This is a genomic window from Microvirga arvi (assembly GCF_016892765.1).
In the GTDB taxonomy this organism is placed as follows: Bacteria; Pseudomonadota; Alphaproteobacteria; order Rhizobiales; family Beijerinckiaceae; genus Microvirga; species Microvirga arvi.
Genome location: NZ_JAFEMD010000001.1, coordinates 127,431 through 142,082 on the forward strand (window position 1 = coordinate 127,431; position 14,652 = coordinate 142,082).

General features: G+C 64.9%; 13 protein-coding genes and 1 other RNA gene. 6 read left to right on the forward strand and 8 right to left on the reverse strand.

The features are described 5' to 3' along the window. Positions 1 to 5 precede the first annotated feature (5 nt). From ILT44_RS00650 to ILT44_RS00675, 6 genes are all read right to left on the reverse strand, one after another. Entirely contained in the window at positions 6 to 1,169 is a 1,164-nt protein-coding gene (locus ILT44_RS00650; RefSeq protein WP_239467809.1) for an ABC transporter permease, read from the reverse strand. A 270-nt stretch (positions 1,170 to 1,439) separates the two neighbouring features. Beyond that, positions 1,440 to 2,555 carry a microcin C ABC transporter permease YejB gene (locus ILT44_RS00655; protein ID WP_204237618.1) on the reverse strand — a complete coding sequence of 372 codons (1,116 nt, stop codon included), beginning with the start codon at positions 2,553 to 2,555 and terminating at the stop codon, positions 1,440 to 1,442. After that, positions 2,555 to 2,923, reverse strand: a complete 369-nt coding sequence (locus ILT44_RS00660) for a DUF4260 family protein (protein WP_204237619.1) — start codon at positions 2,921 to 2,923, stop codon at positions 2,555 to 2,557. Before ILT44_RS00660 ends, ILT44_RS00655 begins: the two co-directional genes overlap by 1 nt. A gap of 39 nt (positions 2,924 to 2,962) precedes the next feature. After that, complete coding sequence (locus tag ILT44_RS00665) at positions 2,963 to 4,846, reverse strand: extracellular solute-binding protein (RefSeq protein ID WP_204237620.1); 1,884 nt, start codon at positions 4,844 to 4,846, stop codon at positions 2,963 to 2,965. Continuing rightward, complete coding sequence (locus ILT44_RS00670; RefSeq protein ID WP_204237621.1) at positions 4,843 to 6,711, reverse strand: extracellular solute-binding protein; 1,869 nt, start codon at positions 6,709 to 6,711, stop codon at positions 4,843 to 4,845. The genes ILT44_RS00665 and ILT44_RS00670 overlap by 4 nt, the downstream gene beginning before the upstream one ends. Positions 6,712 to 6,863: 152 nt before the next feature. Continuing rightward, entirely contained in the window at positions 6,864 to 7,478 is a 615-nt protein-coding gene (locus ILT44_RS00675) for a c-type cytochrome (protein ID WP_204237622.1), read from the reverse strand. 286 nt (positions 7,479 to 7,764) lie between these two features. Between ILT44_RS00675 and ILT44_RS00680 the strand changes: the two genes are divergently transcribed. The 3 genes from ILT44_RS00680 to ILT44_RS00690 are packed head-to-tail and all read left to right on the forward strand — an operon-like array spanning position 7,765 to position 9,977. Further along, positions 7,765 to 8,553 carry a 3-deoxy-manno-octulosonate cytidylyltransferase gene (locus ILT44_RS00680; RefSeq protein WP_204237623.1) on the forward strand — a complete coding sequence of 263 codons (789 nt, stop codon included), beginning with the start codon at positions 7,765 to 7,767 and terminating at the stop codon, positions 8,551 to 8,553. 39 nt (positions 8,554 to 8,592) lie between these two features. Continuing rightward, on the forward strand, positions 8,593 to 9,447 hold the full coding sequence (locus tag ILT44_RS00685; protein ID WP_204237624.1) for a prephenate dehydratase: 855 nt from the start codon (positions 8,593 to 8,595) through the stop codon (positions 9,445 to 9,447). Beyond that, positions 9,444 to 9,977 (forward strand): GNAT family N-acetyltransferase, encoded by a 534-nt coding sequence (locus ILT44_RS00690; protein ID WP_204237625.1) that lies wholly within the window; start codon positions 9,444 to 9,446, stop codon positions 9,975 to 9,977. The genes ILT44_RS00685 and ILT44_RS00690 overlap by 4 nt, the downstream gene beginning before the upstream one ends. Positions 9,978 to 10,774: 797 nt before the next feature. Here the strand turns inward: ILT44_RS00690 and nudC are convergent. Then, positions 10,775 to 11,677: an NAD(+) diphosphatase gene (gene nudC, locus ILT44_RS00695; RefSeq protein WP_204237626.1), complete on the reverse strand. Its 903-nt coding sequence runs from the start codon at positions 11,675 to 11,677 to the stop codon at positions 10,775 to 10,777. A gap of 4 nt (positions 11,678 to 11,681) precedes the next feature. Next, complete coding sequence (locus ILT44_RS00700) at positions 11,682 to 12,092, reverse strand: HIT domain-containing protein (RefSeq protein ID WP_204237627.1); 411 nt, start codon at positions 12,090 to 12,092, stop codon at positions 11,682 to 11,684. Positions 12,093 to 12,301: 209 nt separating this feature from the next. Here ILT44_RS00700 and ffs point away from each other — a divergent pair. From ffs to ILT44_RS00715, 3 genes are all read left to right on the forward strand, one after another. Further along, an RNA gene (ffs, locus tag ILT44_RS00705) (signal recognition particle sRNA small type) lies at positions 12,302 to 12,398 on the forward strand. A 28-nt stretch (positions 12,399 to 12,426) separates the two neighbouring features. Further along, complete coding sequence (locus ILT44_RS00710; protein WP_204237628.1) at positions 12,427 to 14,241, forward strand: DNA polymerase III subunit gamma/tau; 1,815 nt, start codon at positions 12,427 to 12,429, stop codon at positions 14,239 to 14,241. A 15-nt stretch (positions 14,242 to 14,256) separates the two neighbouring features. After that, a complete protein-coding gene (locus tag ILT44_RS00715; protein ID WP_204237629.1) occupies positions 14,257 to 14,577 on the forward strand; it encodes a YbaB/EbfC family nucleoid-associated protein in 321 nt (106 codons plus the stop codon). The last annotated feature ends 75 nt before the right edge of the window (positions 14,578 to 14,652 follow it).

Consider the following 14,652-nt stretch of genomic DNA (forward strand, 5'->3'; position numbering starts at 1 on the left):
TAGGCTCATCGGAACGTCTTCCGCGGGTCGAAGGCATCGCGCACCGCTTCGCCGACGAAGATGAGAAGGCTGAGCATCAGGGCGATCACGAAGAAGCCGGCCAACCCGAGCCATGGGGCCTGAAGGTTCGATTTTCCCTGCGCAAGCAACTCGCCGAGGGAGGGCGAGCCCGGCGGCAGGCCGAAGCCGAGGAAGTCGAGCGAGGTCAGCGTCGTGATCGAGCCGTTGATGATGAACGGCATGAAGGTGAGCGTGGCCACCATGGCGTTCGGCAACAGGTGCTTGAACATGATGGTGGCGTTGGACAGGCCCAGCGCTCGCGCTGCACGCACATATTCGAAGTTGCGCGCGCGCAGGAACTCCGCGCGCACCACGCCCACCAGCGACACCCAGGAGAAGAGCAGCAGGATGCCGAGCAGCACGAAGAAGCTCGGCGTGATCACCGCCGAGATGATGATGAGCAGGTAGAGGGAGGGAATGGCGGTCCAGATCTCGATGAAGCGCTGGAACAGGAGATCCGTCCAGCCGCCGTAATAGCCCTGCACGGCGCCTGCCAGCACGCCGATGATGGAGGAGATGCCGGCGAGGGTGAGGCCGAACAGCACCGAGATGCGAAAGCCGTAGATCAGGCGCGCGACCACGTCGCGGCCCTGATCGTCGGTGCCGAGCCAGTTCCACTCGATGTCGTTGCAGCCCGTGCCGCCGTTGCGCTCGGCAATGGGGCGGCACTGCTCGTCGGTGAGCATCCAGGTCGGCGGCGCGGGAGCGGGAACGGGGAGGTCGAGGTTGTGCGTGTTGTAGGAGAAGCGGACGGGCGCCCAGAGCAGCCATCCGTTGTCCTGGATCTCCTTGGCGATGACCGGATCGCGATAATCCGTGACCGCCAGGAAGCCGCCGAACTTCTCCTCCGGGTAGTCCACGAAGGCCGGATAGAGCAGTTCGCCCTTGTAGGAGGCGAGGATCGGCTTGTCGTTGGCGATGAGCTCCGCGAACAGGCTGAGGACGAACAGGACCAGGAAGATCCAGAACGACCAGTAGCCGCGCCGGTTCGCCTTGAAGTTCTCCATCCGCCGCCGGTTCAGCGGCGAGAGCTTGATGAAGCCCTGGCGGGGGAGGGGAGGCGCGACCGGCGAGGAGGCCGGGGAGACGACGGGAACGTTCTCGTTCATTGCGCTGTCCCCACGATGAACGCAGCACAAGCGGGTCGCAGCAAGCCCTCTCCCCCCTTGTGGGGGAGAGATGGAGAGGGGGGTACCCACGGGCCGAACGGGTGTACCGATCGGGGCGTTGGCGCCGTACCCCCCTCTCCATCTCTCCCCCACAAGGGGGGAGGGGAAAGAGGTGATGAGTTCTGCAAGGGCAGAGTCTGATCTTGGCCTCCCTTCCTCTCCACTTTGCTCCGGCCGGGAATGACACTGAGGTTTAACCGAAATGCCATCTCACGCCTCCCGGGTCTCGAAGTCGATCCGCGGATCGATCCAGGTATAGGTGAGATCGGACACGAGGTTCACCGCGAGGCCCACCAGCGAGAAGATGTAGAGATTGGCGAAGACCACGGGGTAGTCGCGGTTCACGATCGACTCGAAGGAAAGAAGCCCCAGGCCGTCGAGGGAGAAGATCGTCTCGATGAGGAGCGCGCCGGCGAAGAACGCGCCGATGAAGGCTCCAGGGAACCCCGCGATGACGATCAGCATCGCATTGCGGAACACGTGGCCGTAAAGAACCTGTCGCTCCGAAAGACCTTTCATGCGCGCGGTGAGCACGTATTGCTTGCGGATCTCGTCGAGGAAGGAGTTCTTCGTCAGCAGGGTCGATGTGGCGAAGGCGCCGAGCGCCATGGCGGTGATGGGCAGAACCAGATGCCAGAAGTAATCCGCGATCTGCCTGTACCAGGGCATGAAAGCCCAGTTCTCGGAGGTCAGGCCGCGTAAGGGGAAGACCTGCCAGAACGAGCCGCCGGCAAAGAGCACGATGAGCAGGATCGCGAACAGGAAGCCCGGGATCGCATAGCCGATGATGACCACGGCCGAGGTCCAGATGTCGAAGGAGGATCCGTCCCGCACCGCCTTCTTGATGCCGAGCGGAATCGAGATGGCATAGGAGAGCAGCGTCATCCAGAGGCCGAGGCTGATCGAGACCGGCAGCTTCTCCTTGATCAGCTCGAGAACGGATATGTCGCGAAAATAGCTCTTGCCGAAATCGAAGCGCGCATAGTCCCAGATCATCTTCAGGAAGCGCTCATGGGCCGGCTTGTCGAAACCGAATTGCGTTTCGAGCTGCTTGATGAACTGCGGGTCGAGCCCCTGCGCGCCGCGATAGCGCGACGAGGAGGCGTCTCCCGCTCCTCCGCCGCCGGGAGCTTGGCCTCCGCCCGAGAAATCGCCTCCGCCACCCGAGATGCGCGACGAGGCTCCGGAATCCTGCCCCTGCAACTGCGCGATGATGCGCTCCACCGGGCCGCCGGGGGCGAACTGCACGAGAACGAAGGAGATGAGCATGATCCCCAAAATGGTGGGGATCATGAGGAGGACGCGGCGCGCGATATAGGCCAGCATCAAGCGCCTGCCGCTTGCCGGCCGATGCGGCCGAGATGGGTGTCGTTGAAGCCGGACGTGTATTTCAAGCCGTATCCCAACATGCGGTCAAATCCGATATGCGCCGCCCAGATCGCGGCGATCCCGAGCAGCATAGAGTGATCGAGGAAAAGACCAAGCCCTGCCAGGATCGCAGGGCCGAGGGTGGTGTGAAGGGCGTTGTAGGCCGCGGCTCCCGCCCTGGCGCCGGCCCAGTAGGCCGCAAAGCTGAGGTCGGGCGTGAGGAAGAGAAGAGCGTAGAGCCACCAGGAGGCGCCGGCATAGGCGAAGGCCCATGTGGCCAGGATGAAGAGAGCCAAGCCCTCAAGGCGCAGAAGCAGACGGGGCATGTCCGCCTCGTTTCGTGTCACAGCAGCTTTGTCCAAGCCTTATCCTCGCCCGATCCGTTTCGCCTTCTCGGCATCATGCCACCAGGTCCAGGGCGCTCCCGAGCTGAAGCGCGGTTTCGTCTCGGGGCGCGAGAACTGGTCCCAATAGGCGAGCCATTCGCTGGCCCTGTACCACATGGGCACCCAATAATGGCCCGAACGGAGAACCCGGTCCAGGGCACGGCAGGCGGTGTTGAGCTCCTCGCGCGTCCTCGCGTTCCCGATCGTCCCGATCAGCGCATCGACGACGGGGTCGTCGATGCCGGCGATGTTCTGCGAACCCGGCTGCTTGCCGGATTCCGAGCCGTAGATGACCCGCAGGCTGTCGCCCGGGGTCGGCGATCCGCTCAGGTTACGGCTCGCCATGTCGAATTCGTAGGCGTCCATGCGGGCCCGGTACTGGGCGGCATCCACGATGCGCGAAAAGGCATCGATCCCGAGCCGCTTCAGGTTGGCTTGGAACGGCTGGGTATGCGGCTGGAGCGAGGGCTGGAAGTCGAGGAACTCGATCCGGAACGGCTGGCCGTTCGGGAGCTTGAGCCCACCGCCCTCGCGCTTGCAGCCGGCCTCGCGCAGGAGCTCGTCCGCACGGCGCAGGAGGCGCCGGTCCTGACCCGAGACGTCGGAGACGGGCGGCACGGGCGGCTCCGCGAAGACGGATGCGGGAAGCTTGTCGCGGAACGGTTCGAGGAGCGCGAGTTCTTCCGGAGAAGGCTTGCCGACAGCCTTCATGTCGCTGTTCTCGAAGAACGAGGTCGTTCGCTTGAACAGGCCGAACATGATGTTGGCGTTCGTCCATTCGAAATCGAAGGCCAGGCCGATGGCCTCCCGGATGCGCGGATCCTTGAAGGCCTCGCGCCGGGTGTTGAAGTACCAGCCCTGGATGGTGGACGGAGCGTCGTTCGAGATCTCCTCCTTCTTCACGCGGCCTTCGCGCATGGCCGGGAAATCGTAGCCCGTCGACCAGATGCGCGACGTGTATTCCTCGTTGTAGGTCAGCGTGCCGTTCTTGAAGGCCTCGAAGGCAACCGTCCGGTCGCGGAAATACTCGTAGCGGATGCGGTCGAAGTTGTTCAGGCCGACATTCACCGGCAGGTCCCGGCCCCAGTAGTCCGGCACGCGCTCGAATTCGATGAAGCGGCCCTGCTCGAAATGACCCACCTTGTAGGGGCCGGATCCGAGCGGCGCCTCCAGGGTCGAAGCATTGAAATCCTTTCCCCGCCAGTACTGCTCGGACAGGATCGGCAGCCCTGCAATGACGAGATGAAGGTCGCGGCTGCGCTGAGGGCTCAGCTGGACACGCAGGATCTCGTCGGATTCCGCTTCGGCCGAGGCCATCTGCGTGAGCAACTGGCTGAAGAGCGGGTGTCCCTTGGTCTTCAGAATGTTGAAGGAAAAGGCCGCGTCCCTCGCCGTCAGCCTCGCACCGTCATGGAAGCGTGCTTCGGGGCGCAGAACGAAGCGGTAGGTCAGCTTGTCCTCGGACACGCGCACGCTCTTCGCCACGAGCCCGTAGAGTGCGTCGGGCTCATCGCCCAGGACGCCGATCCTTTCGCCCGATGCCGTCATCAGACTGTCGAAGGTCAGGCTCATTCCGGCTGCGCCATCGCCCTTCAGCACGAAGATGTTGAGGGTGTTGAAGGTGTCGAAGTTCTGGTTGCCGATGGTCTGTTTGATCTGGACCGCAAGCGTGCCGCCTTTCGGCGCATTCGGATTGACGAAGTCGAAATGCTTGAAATCGGGCTTGTATTTCAGGTCGCCGAAGCTCGAGAGGCCATGCGTTTCGGTCTCTGCTTCTTGGGCGAAACTCATGCGCGGCAGAGCGGACAGGGCAGCCGTCGCCGCTCCGGCCTTCAGGATCCCGCGACGGCTCAAGCGCGTCATCGCGGCGCTCCGGTCTTGGCGGCCTTGGCCTGATCGTACCACCAGATTGTCGGGAACGCGGCCCCGCCGTAGCGCGGCATCGTCTCCGGATGGCTGTAGCGGTCCCAGCGCGCCGTGCGCTGCTTGCCGTAGGTCCATTGCGGGACGACATAATTGTGCGCGAGCAGGACGCGATCGAGGGCCTTCGTCGCGGCAACGAGTTCTTCGCGGTCCTTGGCGTAGATGATTTTATCGATCAGCGTGTCGACGGCGGGATCGGCAATCCCGGCAAGATTGCGGGAGCCCTCGCGTTTGGCCGCCTGGGAGCCCCAGTATTCGCGCTGCTCGTTGCCGGGAGACAGGGACTGCCCCCAGCCGCTGGTGATGGCGTCGAAGTCGAAGGCGCGCACCCGGTTCACGTACTGGACCTCGTCCACGGTCCGGACTGCCACCTCGATGCCAAGACGTTCGAGGGATTGCTTGTAGGGCAGGAGGTAGCGCTCGTCGTTCGGGCTGTCGGCGAGGAATTCGATGCTGAGAGGCTCGCCGCGGGCATTGACCCGGCGCCTGTCCTTGACCTCCCAGCCCGCCTCCCGCAGGAGCCGATCGGCCTCGCGCAGGTTGTTGCGGATCGCATCGGGCGTGTCGGCGACGGGGTTCTTGTACGCTGTCGTGAAGACCTCCGGAGGAACCTTGTCGCGGACGGTCTCGAGGATCGCGAGTTCCTGGCCCTGCGGCAAGCCGGACGAGGCGATGTCGAGACCGTGGAAGTAGCTCGCAGTGCGCTCGTATTGTCCGGAAAAGATCGTCTTGTTGATCTCCTCGAATGGGAAGGCCAGATTCAGGGCCCGCCGCACGCGCGGATCCTTGAACTTGTCGCGCCTGAGATTGAGCACGAAGGCCTGCATCACGCCGCTGGCGCGCTGGGGAAATTCCTCCAGGATGACGCGGCCTTCCTGGCGGGCCGGAAAGTTGTAGCCGGTCGCCCAGTTGCGGGCGCTGTTCTCGGTCCGGAAATCGATGCGGTCGCCCTTGAAGGCTTCGAGCAGAACCGTCACGTCGCGGTAATATTCATACCGGATCTCGTCGAAATTGTTCTGTCCCACATTCACGTTGATGGTCTGGCCCCAATAATCCTTCACGCGCTCGTAAGCAGCGTTGCGGCCGGCCTCGAAGCTTTTGAGACGGTACGGGCCTGAGCCCAGCGGCGGCTCGAGGGTCGTCTGCGTGATGTCGCGCTTGCGTCCGTCGGGCGCCGTGCCTTCCCACCAGTGCTTCGGCAGGACGGTCAGCTGCCCCATGATCTGCGGAAGCTCGCGGTTGCCCTTCTCGTCGAAGGTGAACTTCACCTCGCGCTCGCCCAGCTTCTCGGCCTTCGCGACGTTGGCGTAGTAGAAGGCGTAAGTGGGGCTGTTGGTCTTGAGCGCCTCGAAGGAGAAGATCACGTCGTCCACGGTCACCGGCTGACCGTCGTGCCAGCGGGCCTCCGGGCGCAGGCGGAAGGTGACGGAGGAAAAATCCTCAGGATACGAGAACGCCTCAGCCAGGAGGCCGTAGGATGCGCTCGGCTCGTCGAGGGCGGAGGTGGTGAGGGTCTCGTAGATCAGATTGAGGCCCTGTTCGGGCGCGCCCTTCACGCCGGCCACCACGATGTTGAAGCTGTCGAAGGTGCCCTGCGCGCCGAGCCGCACGAGCCCGCCCTTGGGGGCGTCGGGGTTCACATATTCGAAATGCTTGAAGCCTTGGGGATACTTCGCCTCCCCAAGCAGAGCCGCGCCGTGCCGCCATGGGGCTTCCTTGGAGGCTTCCTTGGAGGCTTCCTGGGCTGCGAGGGGGCTGAGGGCGAGGCAGGCGGCCAGGAAGCTCGGCAGAAGATTACGGATCACAAGGCGTCTCCTGAAAGGTGAGGCGTCTATCGTTAGCTACATTTTTGGGCGCGGCGGGACGAGCGCAAGGGACAACGCGTGAAAGGACAGGCGGCACAAAAGAAAAAGCCGGGCTCTCAAGCCCGGCTTTAGGAATGCGAAAGTGATGCGCCTTACTGGGCCGCAGGAGCGGCAGGAGCCCCTCCAGCGGCAGGCGCCGCAGGAGCGGGAGCATTGGCCGGAGCCGCGGCGGATGCCTCGGGAAGCGGAGGGGCACTGGGGGAGACCGACTTCAGATAGGCGATGATATCTGCCCGCTCCTTGGCCTGGGCGATGCCGGCGAAGGCCATGATGGTGCCGGGAACGGCTTGCTTGGGGTTCTGGATGAAGGCGTTAAGCGCCTCGTAATTCCACTCCCCGCCTTTGCCCTTGAGAGCTCCTGAATAGTTGAAGCCGGCATGCGAGGCGACAGGACGTCCGGCAACGCCATGAAGATTCGGGCCGACCTTGTTGGCTCCGCCCTCCTCGAAGGTGTGGCAGGAGGCGCACTTCTTGGCTGCGGCCTGACCCTTGGCGACATCGGCGCTGGCCAGAAGAACCGGAAGCGGCTCGGCCGGAGCGGCAGAACCCGCACCAGCGGTGGCGCCTTCCTCGGGCGCCGGGAGATCATAACCGGGAATGGCGGGCTTATGGGGAGAAAACAGGCCGCCGGCGATGACGTTGACGCCGACCACGAAGAGAAGCGAGCCGAAAACGGCGCCCGCGATCTTATTGGTCTCGATATTCATGGGTTAGGCTCTCCTCGCCTTCGAACAAGCGGCGAAACCAGCACAGCAGAATGGATCCGCGGACGGGTGCCCGCGTCGGGGCGTTGCTTAGCCGTTGTCATGGGGGTTTGACAATGGGGTTTCCGGGAGTTTTCGCCGTTCTCGTGGTCGCAGTTCGGGGTTGCAACGAATTCGGGCGGCTCAGGGTCCCTGGCAAGGTCCCTGGATAGAGTGCCGCACGCACTCATGACAAACAGGATCCGCCTTGCTAAGGACGCTCAAGCCCTCCGCCCTTGAAGATCGCGCCATGTCCGACCCCCTCGTCCTCATCCCGGCCCGCCTGGCTGCCCTACGCCTGCCCAACAAGCCTCTGGCTGAGATCGCGGGCGAGCCCATGATCGTCCATGTGTGGCGCCGGGCCGTGGAGGCGGGGATCGGGCCGGTGGCGGTTGCCACCGATGCACAGGAAATCGCCGAAGCGGTCGCGAGGGCCGGCGGACAGGCCGTCATGACCCGCTCCGACCATGCCTCCGGCTCGGACCGCATTTTCGAGGCTGTGGAAAAGCTCGATCCGGAGGGGCGTCACGATGTGGTCGTGAACGTGCAGGGCGACCTGCCGACCATCGATCCGGCGGCCATCGCCGCCTCCATCGCTCCGCTCTCGGACGGCGACGTCGATCTGGCGACTCTCGTCGCCGTCATCCAACGGGAGGAGGAGAGGACCAATCCCAACGTGGTGAAGATGGTGGGAAGCCAGGTCTCTCCGGGGCGTTTCCGCGCCCTCTACTTCACCCGTGCGACGGCTCCTTATGGCGACGGTCCGCTCTATCATCACATCGGCCTCTATGCCTACCGGCGCAAGGCGCTGCAGCGTTTCGTCGGACTGAAGCCGTCACCCCTGGAGCTTCGCGAAAAGCTGGAGCAGTTGCGGGCGCTCGAGGCCGGTATGCGCATCGATGCCGTCCTCGTCGATGACGTGCCGCTGGGCGTCGATACCCCTCACGATCTGGAAAGGGCGCGCGAGATCATCGCGGCCAGGGCATCGGACCCTAAAGTGGCTTCCACTTTTCACTCACGTGGCCCTTCGGGTCGCTGACGCGGCCCTCTGGGTCCGCGCGATGCGCAGGAGAACATCATGACCAAGCTGATTTCGTTCCAAGGCGAGCTGGGCGCCAATTCGCACACCGCCTGCTCGGAAGCGCGGCCCGATTGGGAGGCTCTGCCCTGCCCGACCTTCGAGGATGCCTTCGCGGCGGTGAACGAGGGTCCGGCGGAGCTGGCCATGATCCCGATCGAGAACTCGATTGCGGGCCGCGTGGCCGACATCCACCATCTGCTGCCGACCTCGGGGCTTCACATCGTCGGCGAGCACTTCCTGCCGATCCATTTCCATCTCATGGCCATCCCCGAGGCCGATCTCGGCGCCATCAAGGACGTCTACAGCCACGTCCATGCGCTGGGGCAATGCCGCAAGATCATCCGCAAGCTCGGGCTCAAGGCCCACGTGGCCGGCGACACCGCCGGCTCCGCCCGCGAGGTGTCCGAGTGGAAGGACCCGACCCGCGCATCGCTTTCACCCCGCATGGCGGCCGACATCTACGGCCTGAAGATCCTGGCGGAGAACGTGGAGGACGAGGCGCATAACACCACCCGCTTCGTCATCCTGTCCAAGAAAGCGCAATGGGCCCCCGCCGGAAACGGCCCGACGGTCACGTCCTTCGTGTTCCGCGTCCGCAACCTGCCGGCCGCGCTCTACAAGGCGCTCGGGGGCTTTGCGACCAACGGCATCAACATGACGAAGCTCGAGAGCTACATGCTCGAGGGCGAGTTCCTGGCGACGCAGTTCTACGCCGAGGTCGATGGCCATCCGGAGGACGCCAACCTCAAGCGGGCCCTGGAGGAGCTGGAATTCTTCTCCCGCGAGCTGCGCATCCTCGGCGTCTATCCGGCCGATCCGTTCCGGGAGAAGATCCGGGAAGCGGCGGAGTGACCATCCGCATCCGCGAGGGCTGGGAGGCGGACATCGAGGGCATCGCCAAGGTCCACGTCCAGGGCTGGCGGGAATCCTACAGGGATTTCCTCGCGCCGGAGGCACTCGCGGGCCTCTCCGTCGAGGAGCGGATGGAGTTATGGCAAAGAGCTCTGGCTGAGCTGGAGCCTCGGGCCAAGCTTCTCGTGGCTGAAGCCGATGACGGCGAGATCGTCGGATTCATTCGAGGCGGGCCGATCCGCGGCAAGGCAGCCGAGCTTCTCGGGGCCAAGGCTGAGATCTTCGCGATCTACCTGCTCGACAAGGTCAAACGTCACGGCATCGGCTGCAGGCTCATGGCCAGCGTCTTCGAACACCTCGCTGCCCAAGGGTTTCGCACGGTCGGCCTGTGGGTGCTGACCGACAACCTGTCCGCACGCCGCTTCTATGAGGCGCTCGGCGGTCAGGCGGGACCTGAGCAGTCCTTCGATCTGCGCGGGCAGATGGTCGCCGAGATCGCGTATCGGTTCGAGCTGGCCCGGCAGGCTTGAGTTTGCGAAGACGCTTGTCATCCCGGATGCCGAGAGTGAGCCGGGATCGGCTGCAGGACAGGGTGCGGGCATTCCCTCCCCCCTGTGCGGGGAGGGTGGCGAACGAAAGTGAGCCGGGAGAGGGGGCGTCATCGGTCTCGCACCGCCCCTCTCCCGACCCTCGCTGACGCGAGGGCCACCCTCTCCCGCACAGGGGAGAGGGCAGGTGGCGCGTTCTCACTTTGTTCTTGACAGTTGTCCTAAGCTGGGCTATATCATTCCCTATCCCCGCCCTCGAGGGGCGCGCTCGCGAGGCGTCGCAAGAGTGGGGCAGGGAGCGGTCCCGCCGCAGGTCTCGCACGCCTGTGATCGCGGGTGGCCGATCCTGGCTTGATCCAGGTCCGCTGAAACAAACCGCGCGTGACGAGCAGTCCGGCTCTCACTTTCCAATCACACCATCGAGCCGGGCTGCCCGACGCGCCACCCTCGATCTCAACCCAAGGCTCGCAGCTCACGCTGCGGGCCCCAAGGCGCTGGCTCTTTGACAGACACATCCGTCATCCCGGACGAAGCGCAGCGCAGATCCGGGATCGCGGGACGAGGAGAGCACTGTCATCCCGGGGCTGCACAGCAGAGCCCGGGATCCATAACCGCTGACAGTGCAGAACAAGGCGAGGCAGCCGTCGCGGGTTCTCGATGACGGTCGTGGTTATGGATCCCCGCCTGCGCGGGGATGACAGCGTCGAGGCTCAAGCGCCATCTTTGTCGAGCGATCCCGGATCGGCTTCGCCGTCCAGGATGACTCTCTCTAATCTCGCTTATTCCTTCACCCACTCCTGGATGAGGTGGTTCGCAATCGCGATGGGGGCAGGCGCCAAGTATTGCTCGTGGATGCCCTCCAGCATGCGCCTCACGTCGTCCTTCGTGAACCAGCGGGCGTCCTCCAGCTCCTCGCCGTCGAAGGCGATGTCCTCCGTGAGGGCCTCTCCGATGCAGCCGATCATGATGTTCGATGGGAAAGGCCAGGGCTGGGACGCGAGATACCGCACGGCGCCCACCCTGATCCCGGCCTCCTCGAAGGTCTCCCGCCGCACCGCGTCCTCGATAGTCTCGCCCGGCTCCAGGAAGCCCGCGAGGCAGGAATACATCTTCTCCGGAAAGCGCGGCTGGCGGCCCATCAGGCACCTTTCGCCGCGGGTCACCAGCATGATCACCACCGGGTCCGTGCGCGGGAAATGCTGGGCGCTGCAGGAGGCGCAGTCGCGACGGAAGCCGGCCTGGGCGGGCTGCGTCGGCGCGCCGCAATTGGCGCAGAAGCGGTGGCGCCGATGCCAGTCGAGCAGGGACTTGGCCATGGCGAGCATCCCGAGTTCCTCGGCTGGCACGAGGCCCCGCATCGCAATCGAGCGCAGGTCCACGGCCGCGAAGGCCGGATCGTCCTGGAACAGCTCCGCCGCCTCGGCTGCGGCCAGGGTTGCCACCACCGGGCGATCCTCGAGGGTCCCGAGAAACACCTGCTCCTGATGATCGGGAAGGCGCGTCAGAACCGAGGCGGGCAGAAGGCTGGTTCCCGGCTCCCCAGCCTGCAGGATGGGAAGGTCTCCCGCCAGGATCACCATGGCGGTCCAGGGATTGGCCAGGGCGTTGGTGATCGCCTCCGGGTCCCTCTCCGCGCTGTGGCGGACGAGCGGATTCGAAATGTAGCCGATGGGACGGTTCATGGGTTCAGGCTGCCGCGAAAAGAGTGGCGGCGCGCTCGATCAGGGCGCTGGCCGCATGAGGAGGATAGGGGGTGCGGGTGCCGTGTCCCCAGACGGGACCGGGCCAGGCCGGATCGGAACGAAAGCGCCCGACCACGTGGACATGAAGCTGCGTCACGATGTTGCCCAGCGCCCCCACATTCACCTTGTCGGGCTTGGAGAGCTCCAGCATGACCTTGGTGGCGATGCGGATCTCCTGCATCAGTTGGGCGGATTGGTCGTCCGAGAGGTCCGTCAGTTCGCTGATCCCCGCGATGCGCGGCACCAGCACGAACCAGGGGAAACGTGCGTCGTTCAGGAGCAGGACCGAGGAGAGGGCGAGGTCGCCGACGGGGATCGTGTCGGCGTCGAGCCGGGAATCGAGCTGGAATGTCATGGGGCTATGTAACCGAGCCTGCGGCACCGTGTCAGCCTTCGTGAGCTGTCATCCCGGACGAAGCGAAGCGGAGATCCGGGATCGCAAGCCGGATAAGGCACCATTCTCATCCGGCGATCCCGGGTTCTGCCGACGCAGCCCCGTGATGACAGCCTTTGGATAACTGTTTCCAACTTGCGTTTCCGGACCGATACCCTCATATAGCCGATGGGAGGTTGGCGAGGGACGTCTCACTCGCCAACCGGGTCAGGTCCGGAAGGAAGCAGCCCTAACGAGACCGAACGGGTCTTCGTCCAGCCTCCCACCTTAAAGATTTTCCAAAGCCTTGCAGTCGATGGACGATACCACAGCCGGCACGCCCCTGAACGACGAGCCGGCCCTGCCTGGCTTCCCCGCCATGCCCGCATCCGCTGCGCCGGCCTCGCCCTATCGCGTTCTTGCCCGAAAATACCGCCCCAAGACCTTCGACGACCTGATCGGTCAGGAGGCGATGGTCCGCACCCTCTCGAACGCCTTCGAGACCGGGCGCATTCCGCAGGCCTGGATGCTCACCGGCGTCCGCGGCGTCGGCAAGACCACCACCGCCCGCATCCTGGCCCGCGGCCTCAACTACCAGAAGGCCGACGGCTCTGGCGCTCCGACCATCCACATGCCGGAACTGGGCGTTCACTGCCAGGCGATCATGGAATCGCGGCATGTGGACGTGCTCGAGATGGACGCTGCCTCCCATACGGGCATCGACGACGTCCGCCAGATCATCGACGGCATCCGCTATTCGCCCGTGGCGGCCCGTTACAAGGTCTACATCATCGACGAGGTCCACATGCTCTCGGAGAAGGCGTTCAACGCCTTCCTGAAGACGCTGGAGGAGCCGCCGCCGCACGCGAAGTTCATCTTCGCCACCACCGAAATCCGGAAAGTGCCAGTCACGATCCTGTCCCGCTGCCAGCGCTTCGATCTGCGCCGGATCGAGGCGGACAAGCTCGTGGCCCATCTGAGCCGCATCTGCCAATCGGAGGGCGTGAAGGCCGACGCGGAAGCGCTCGCGGCCATCGCCCGCGCGGCGGAAGGCTCGGCGCGCGATTCCCTGTCGCTGATGGACCAGGCCATCGCCCACGGCGCCGGCGTGGTCACGCCCGACACCGTGCGCGACATGCTGGGGCTCGCCGACCGCACCCAGGTCATCGACCTGTTCGAAGCCGTCATGCGCGGCGACGTGCCGGCGGCCTTCGCGGGCTTGCGCTCGCAATACGATGCCGGCGCCGATCCGGGCGTGATCCTCTCCGATCTCGCCGCCTTCTCGCATATCGTCACCCGCCTCAAGCTGATCCCGGAGGCGGCGAGAGATCCCGCTCTCTCCGAGATCGAGCGCACCCGCGGCACGGACTATGCCGGGAAGCTTTCAGTGCGGACTTTGTCCCGCGCCTGGCAAATTCTCCTCAAGGGCATTCCCGAGGTTCAGGCCTCGAACCGCCCCATCGCGGCGGCCGAGATGGTGCTCGTGCGCCTCGCCTACGCGGCCGACCTGCCGACGCCGGACGAGGCCCTGCGCGCCTTGAAGGACGGCGCATCGCTGCCCGAAGGCGGCCCGGCGCCCTCCCGGCCCTCCGGTCCCGCCATCTCCGGCACCATGGCGCTGGCGACCTCGCAGGCCCAGCCGCAGCTGCGCCCTCAAGTCCCGCAAGCAGAGCCGACCATGCGCCTGCGCCGGTTCGAGGACGTGGTGGCGCTTGCCGGAGAGAAGCGCGAGATCGTGCTGAAGGCGCAGCTCGAACGGGATGTGCGCCTCGTGCGCTTCGAGGAGGGGCGCATCGAGCTCAGCCTCACCGAGACCGGCAGCCGCACCATCGCTAACGATCTCACCCGTGCGCTCCAGCAATGGACCGGCGAGCGCTGGATGGTCGCGCTCTCCTCCGAGGAGGGGCAGCAGACCCTGCACGAGAAGGCGGTCGCCGCCGAGCGCGAGCGCAGGGAGGGGGCAGCCAACCATCCGCTCGTGCAGGCGGTGCTCTCGAAATTTCCCGGCGCGCAGATCGTGAACGTGATCGAGCGTTCCGAGAAGGCCGGCGAGGACGCCGAAACCGAGATCCTCGGCGAAGAGGATGCGGCCGCGGCCCACGAGACCGAGGAAGACGACGATCTGTTTTAACCGAAGGACGCGGTCATGAAGGACATCATGGGACTGATGAAGCAGGCTCAGGCGATGCAGCAGAAGCTGCAGGACGCCCAGGCCGAGCTCGACACTCTCGAGGTCGACGGCACGTCCGGCGGCGGCGTCGTATCCGTGAAGGTGACCGGCAAGGGAAGCCTCAAGTCGATCAGCATCGACCCATCGCTCATGAACCCGGACGAGAAGGAGATCCTCGAGGATCTCATCGTGGCTGCCATGAACGACGCGCGCGGCAAGGCGGAGCGCGCCGCTCAGGAGCGTATGGAGAGCCTGACAAAGGGCCTTCCGCTGCCGCCCGGCCTGAAGCTGTTCTGAGCAGAGCATCGCGCGAAGAAGTGGAAAAAGTGGATGCCGGTTCTTCGCATCAAGCGATGCGATCAAAGCAAAAGA

What these genes read in the sequence shown, in the direction of transcription:
- ILT44_RS00685 (WP_204237624.1), top strand. Translation starts at nt 8,593, where the DNA reads ATGACCAAGCTGATTTCGTTCCAAGGCGAGCTGGGCGCCAATTCGCAC.
- ILT44_RS00675 (WP_204237622.1), bottom strand. Translation starts at nt 7,478, where the DNA reads ATGAATATCGAGACCAATAAGATCGCGGGCGCCGTTTTCGGCTCGCTT.
- ILT44_RS00650 (WP_239467809.1), bottom strand. Translation starts at nt 1,169, where the DNA reads ATGAACGAGAACGTTCCCGTCGTCTCCCCGGCCTCCTCGCCGGTCGCG.
- ILT44_RS00660 (WP_204237619.1), bottom strand. Translation starts at nt 2,923, where the DNA reads ATGCCCCGTCTGCTTCTGCGCCTTGAGGGCTTGGCTCTCTTCATCCTG.
- ILT44_RS00700 (WP_204237627.1), bottom strand. Translation starts at nt 12,092, where the DNA reads ATGACATTCCAGCTCGATTCCCGGCTCGACGCCGACACGATCCCCGTC.
- nudC (WP_204237626.1), bottom strand. Translation starts at nt 11,677, where the DNA reads ATGAACCGTCCCATCGGCTACATTTCGAATCCGCTCGTCCGCCACAGC.
- ILT44_RS00665 (WP_204237620.1), bottom strand. Translation starts at nt 4,846, where the DNA reads ATGACGCGCTTGAGCCGTCGCGGGATCCTGAAGGCCGGAGCGGCGACG.
- ILT44_RS00680 (WP_204237623.1), top strand. Translation starts at nt 7,765, where the DNA reads ATGTCCGACCCCCTCGTCCTCATCCCGGCCCGCCTGGCTGCCCTACGC.
- ILT44_RS00710 (WP_204237628.1), top strand. Translation starts at nt 12,427, where the DNA reads ATGGACGATACCACAGCCGGCACGCCCCTGAACGACGAGCCGGCCCTG.
- ILT44_RS00715 (WP_204237629.1), top strand. Translation starts at nt 14,257, where the DNA reads ATGAAGGACATCATGGGACTGATGAAGCAGGCTCAGGCGATGCAGCAG.
- ILT44_RS00655 (WP_204237618.1), bottom strand. Translation starts at nt 2,555, where the DNA reads ATGCTGGCCTATATCGCGCGCCGCGTCCTCCTCATGATCCCCACCATT.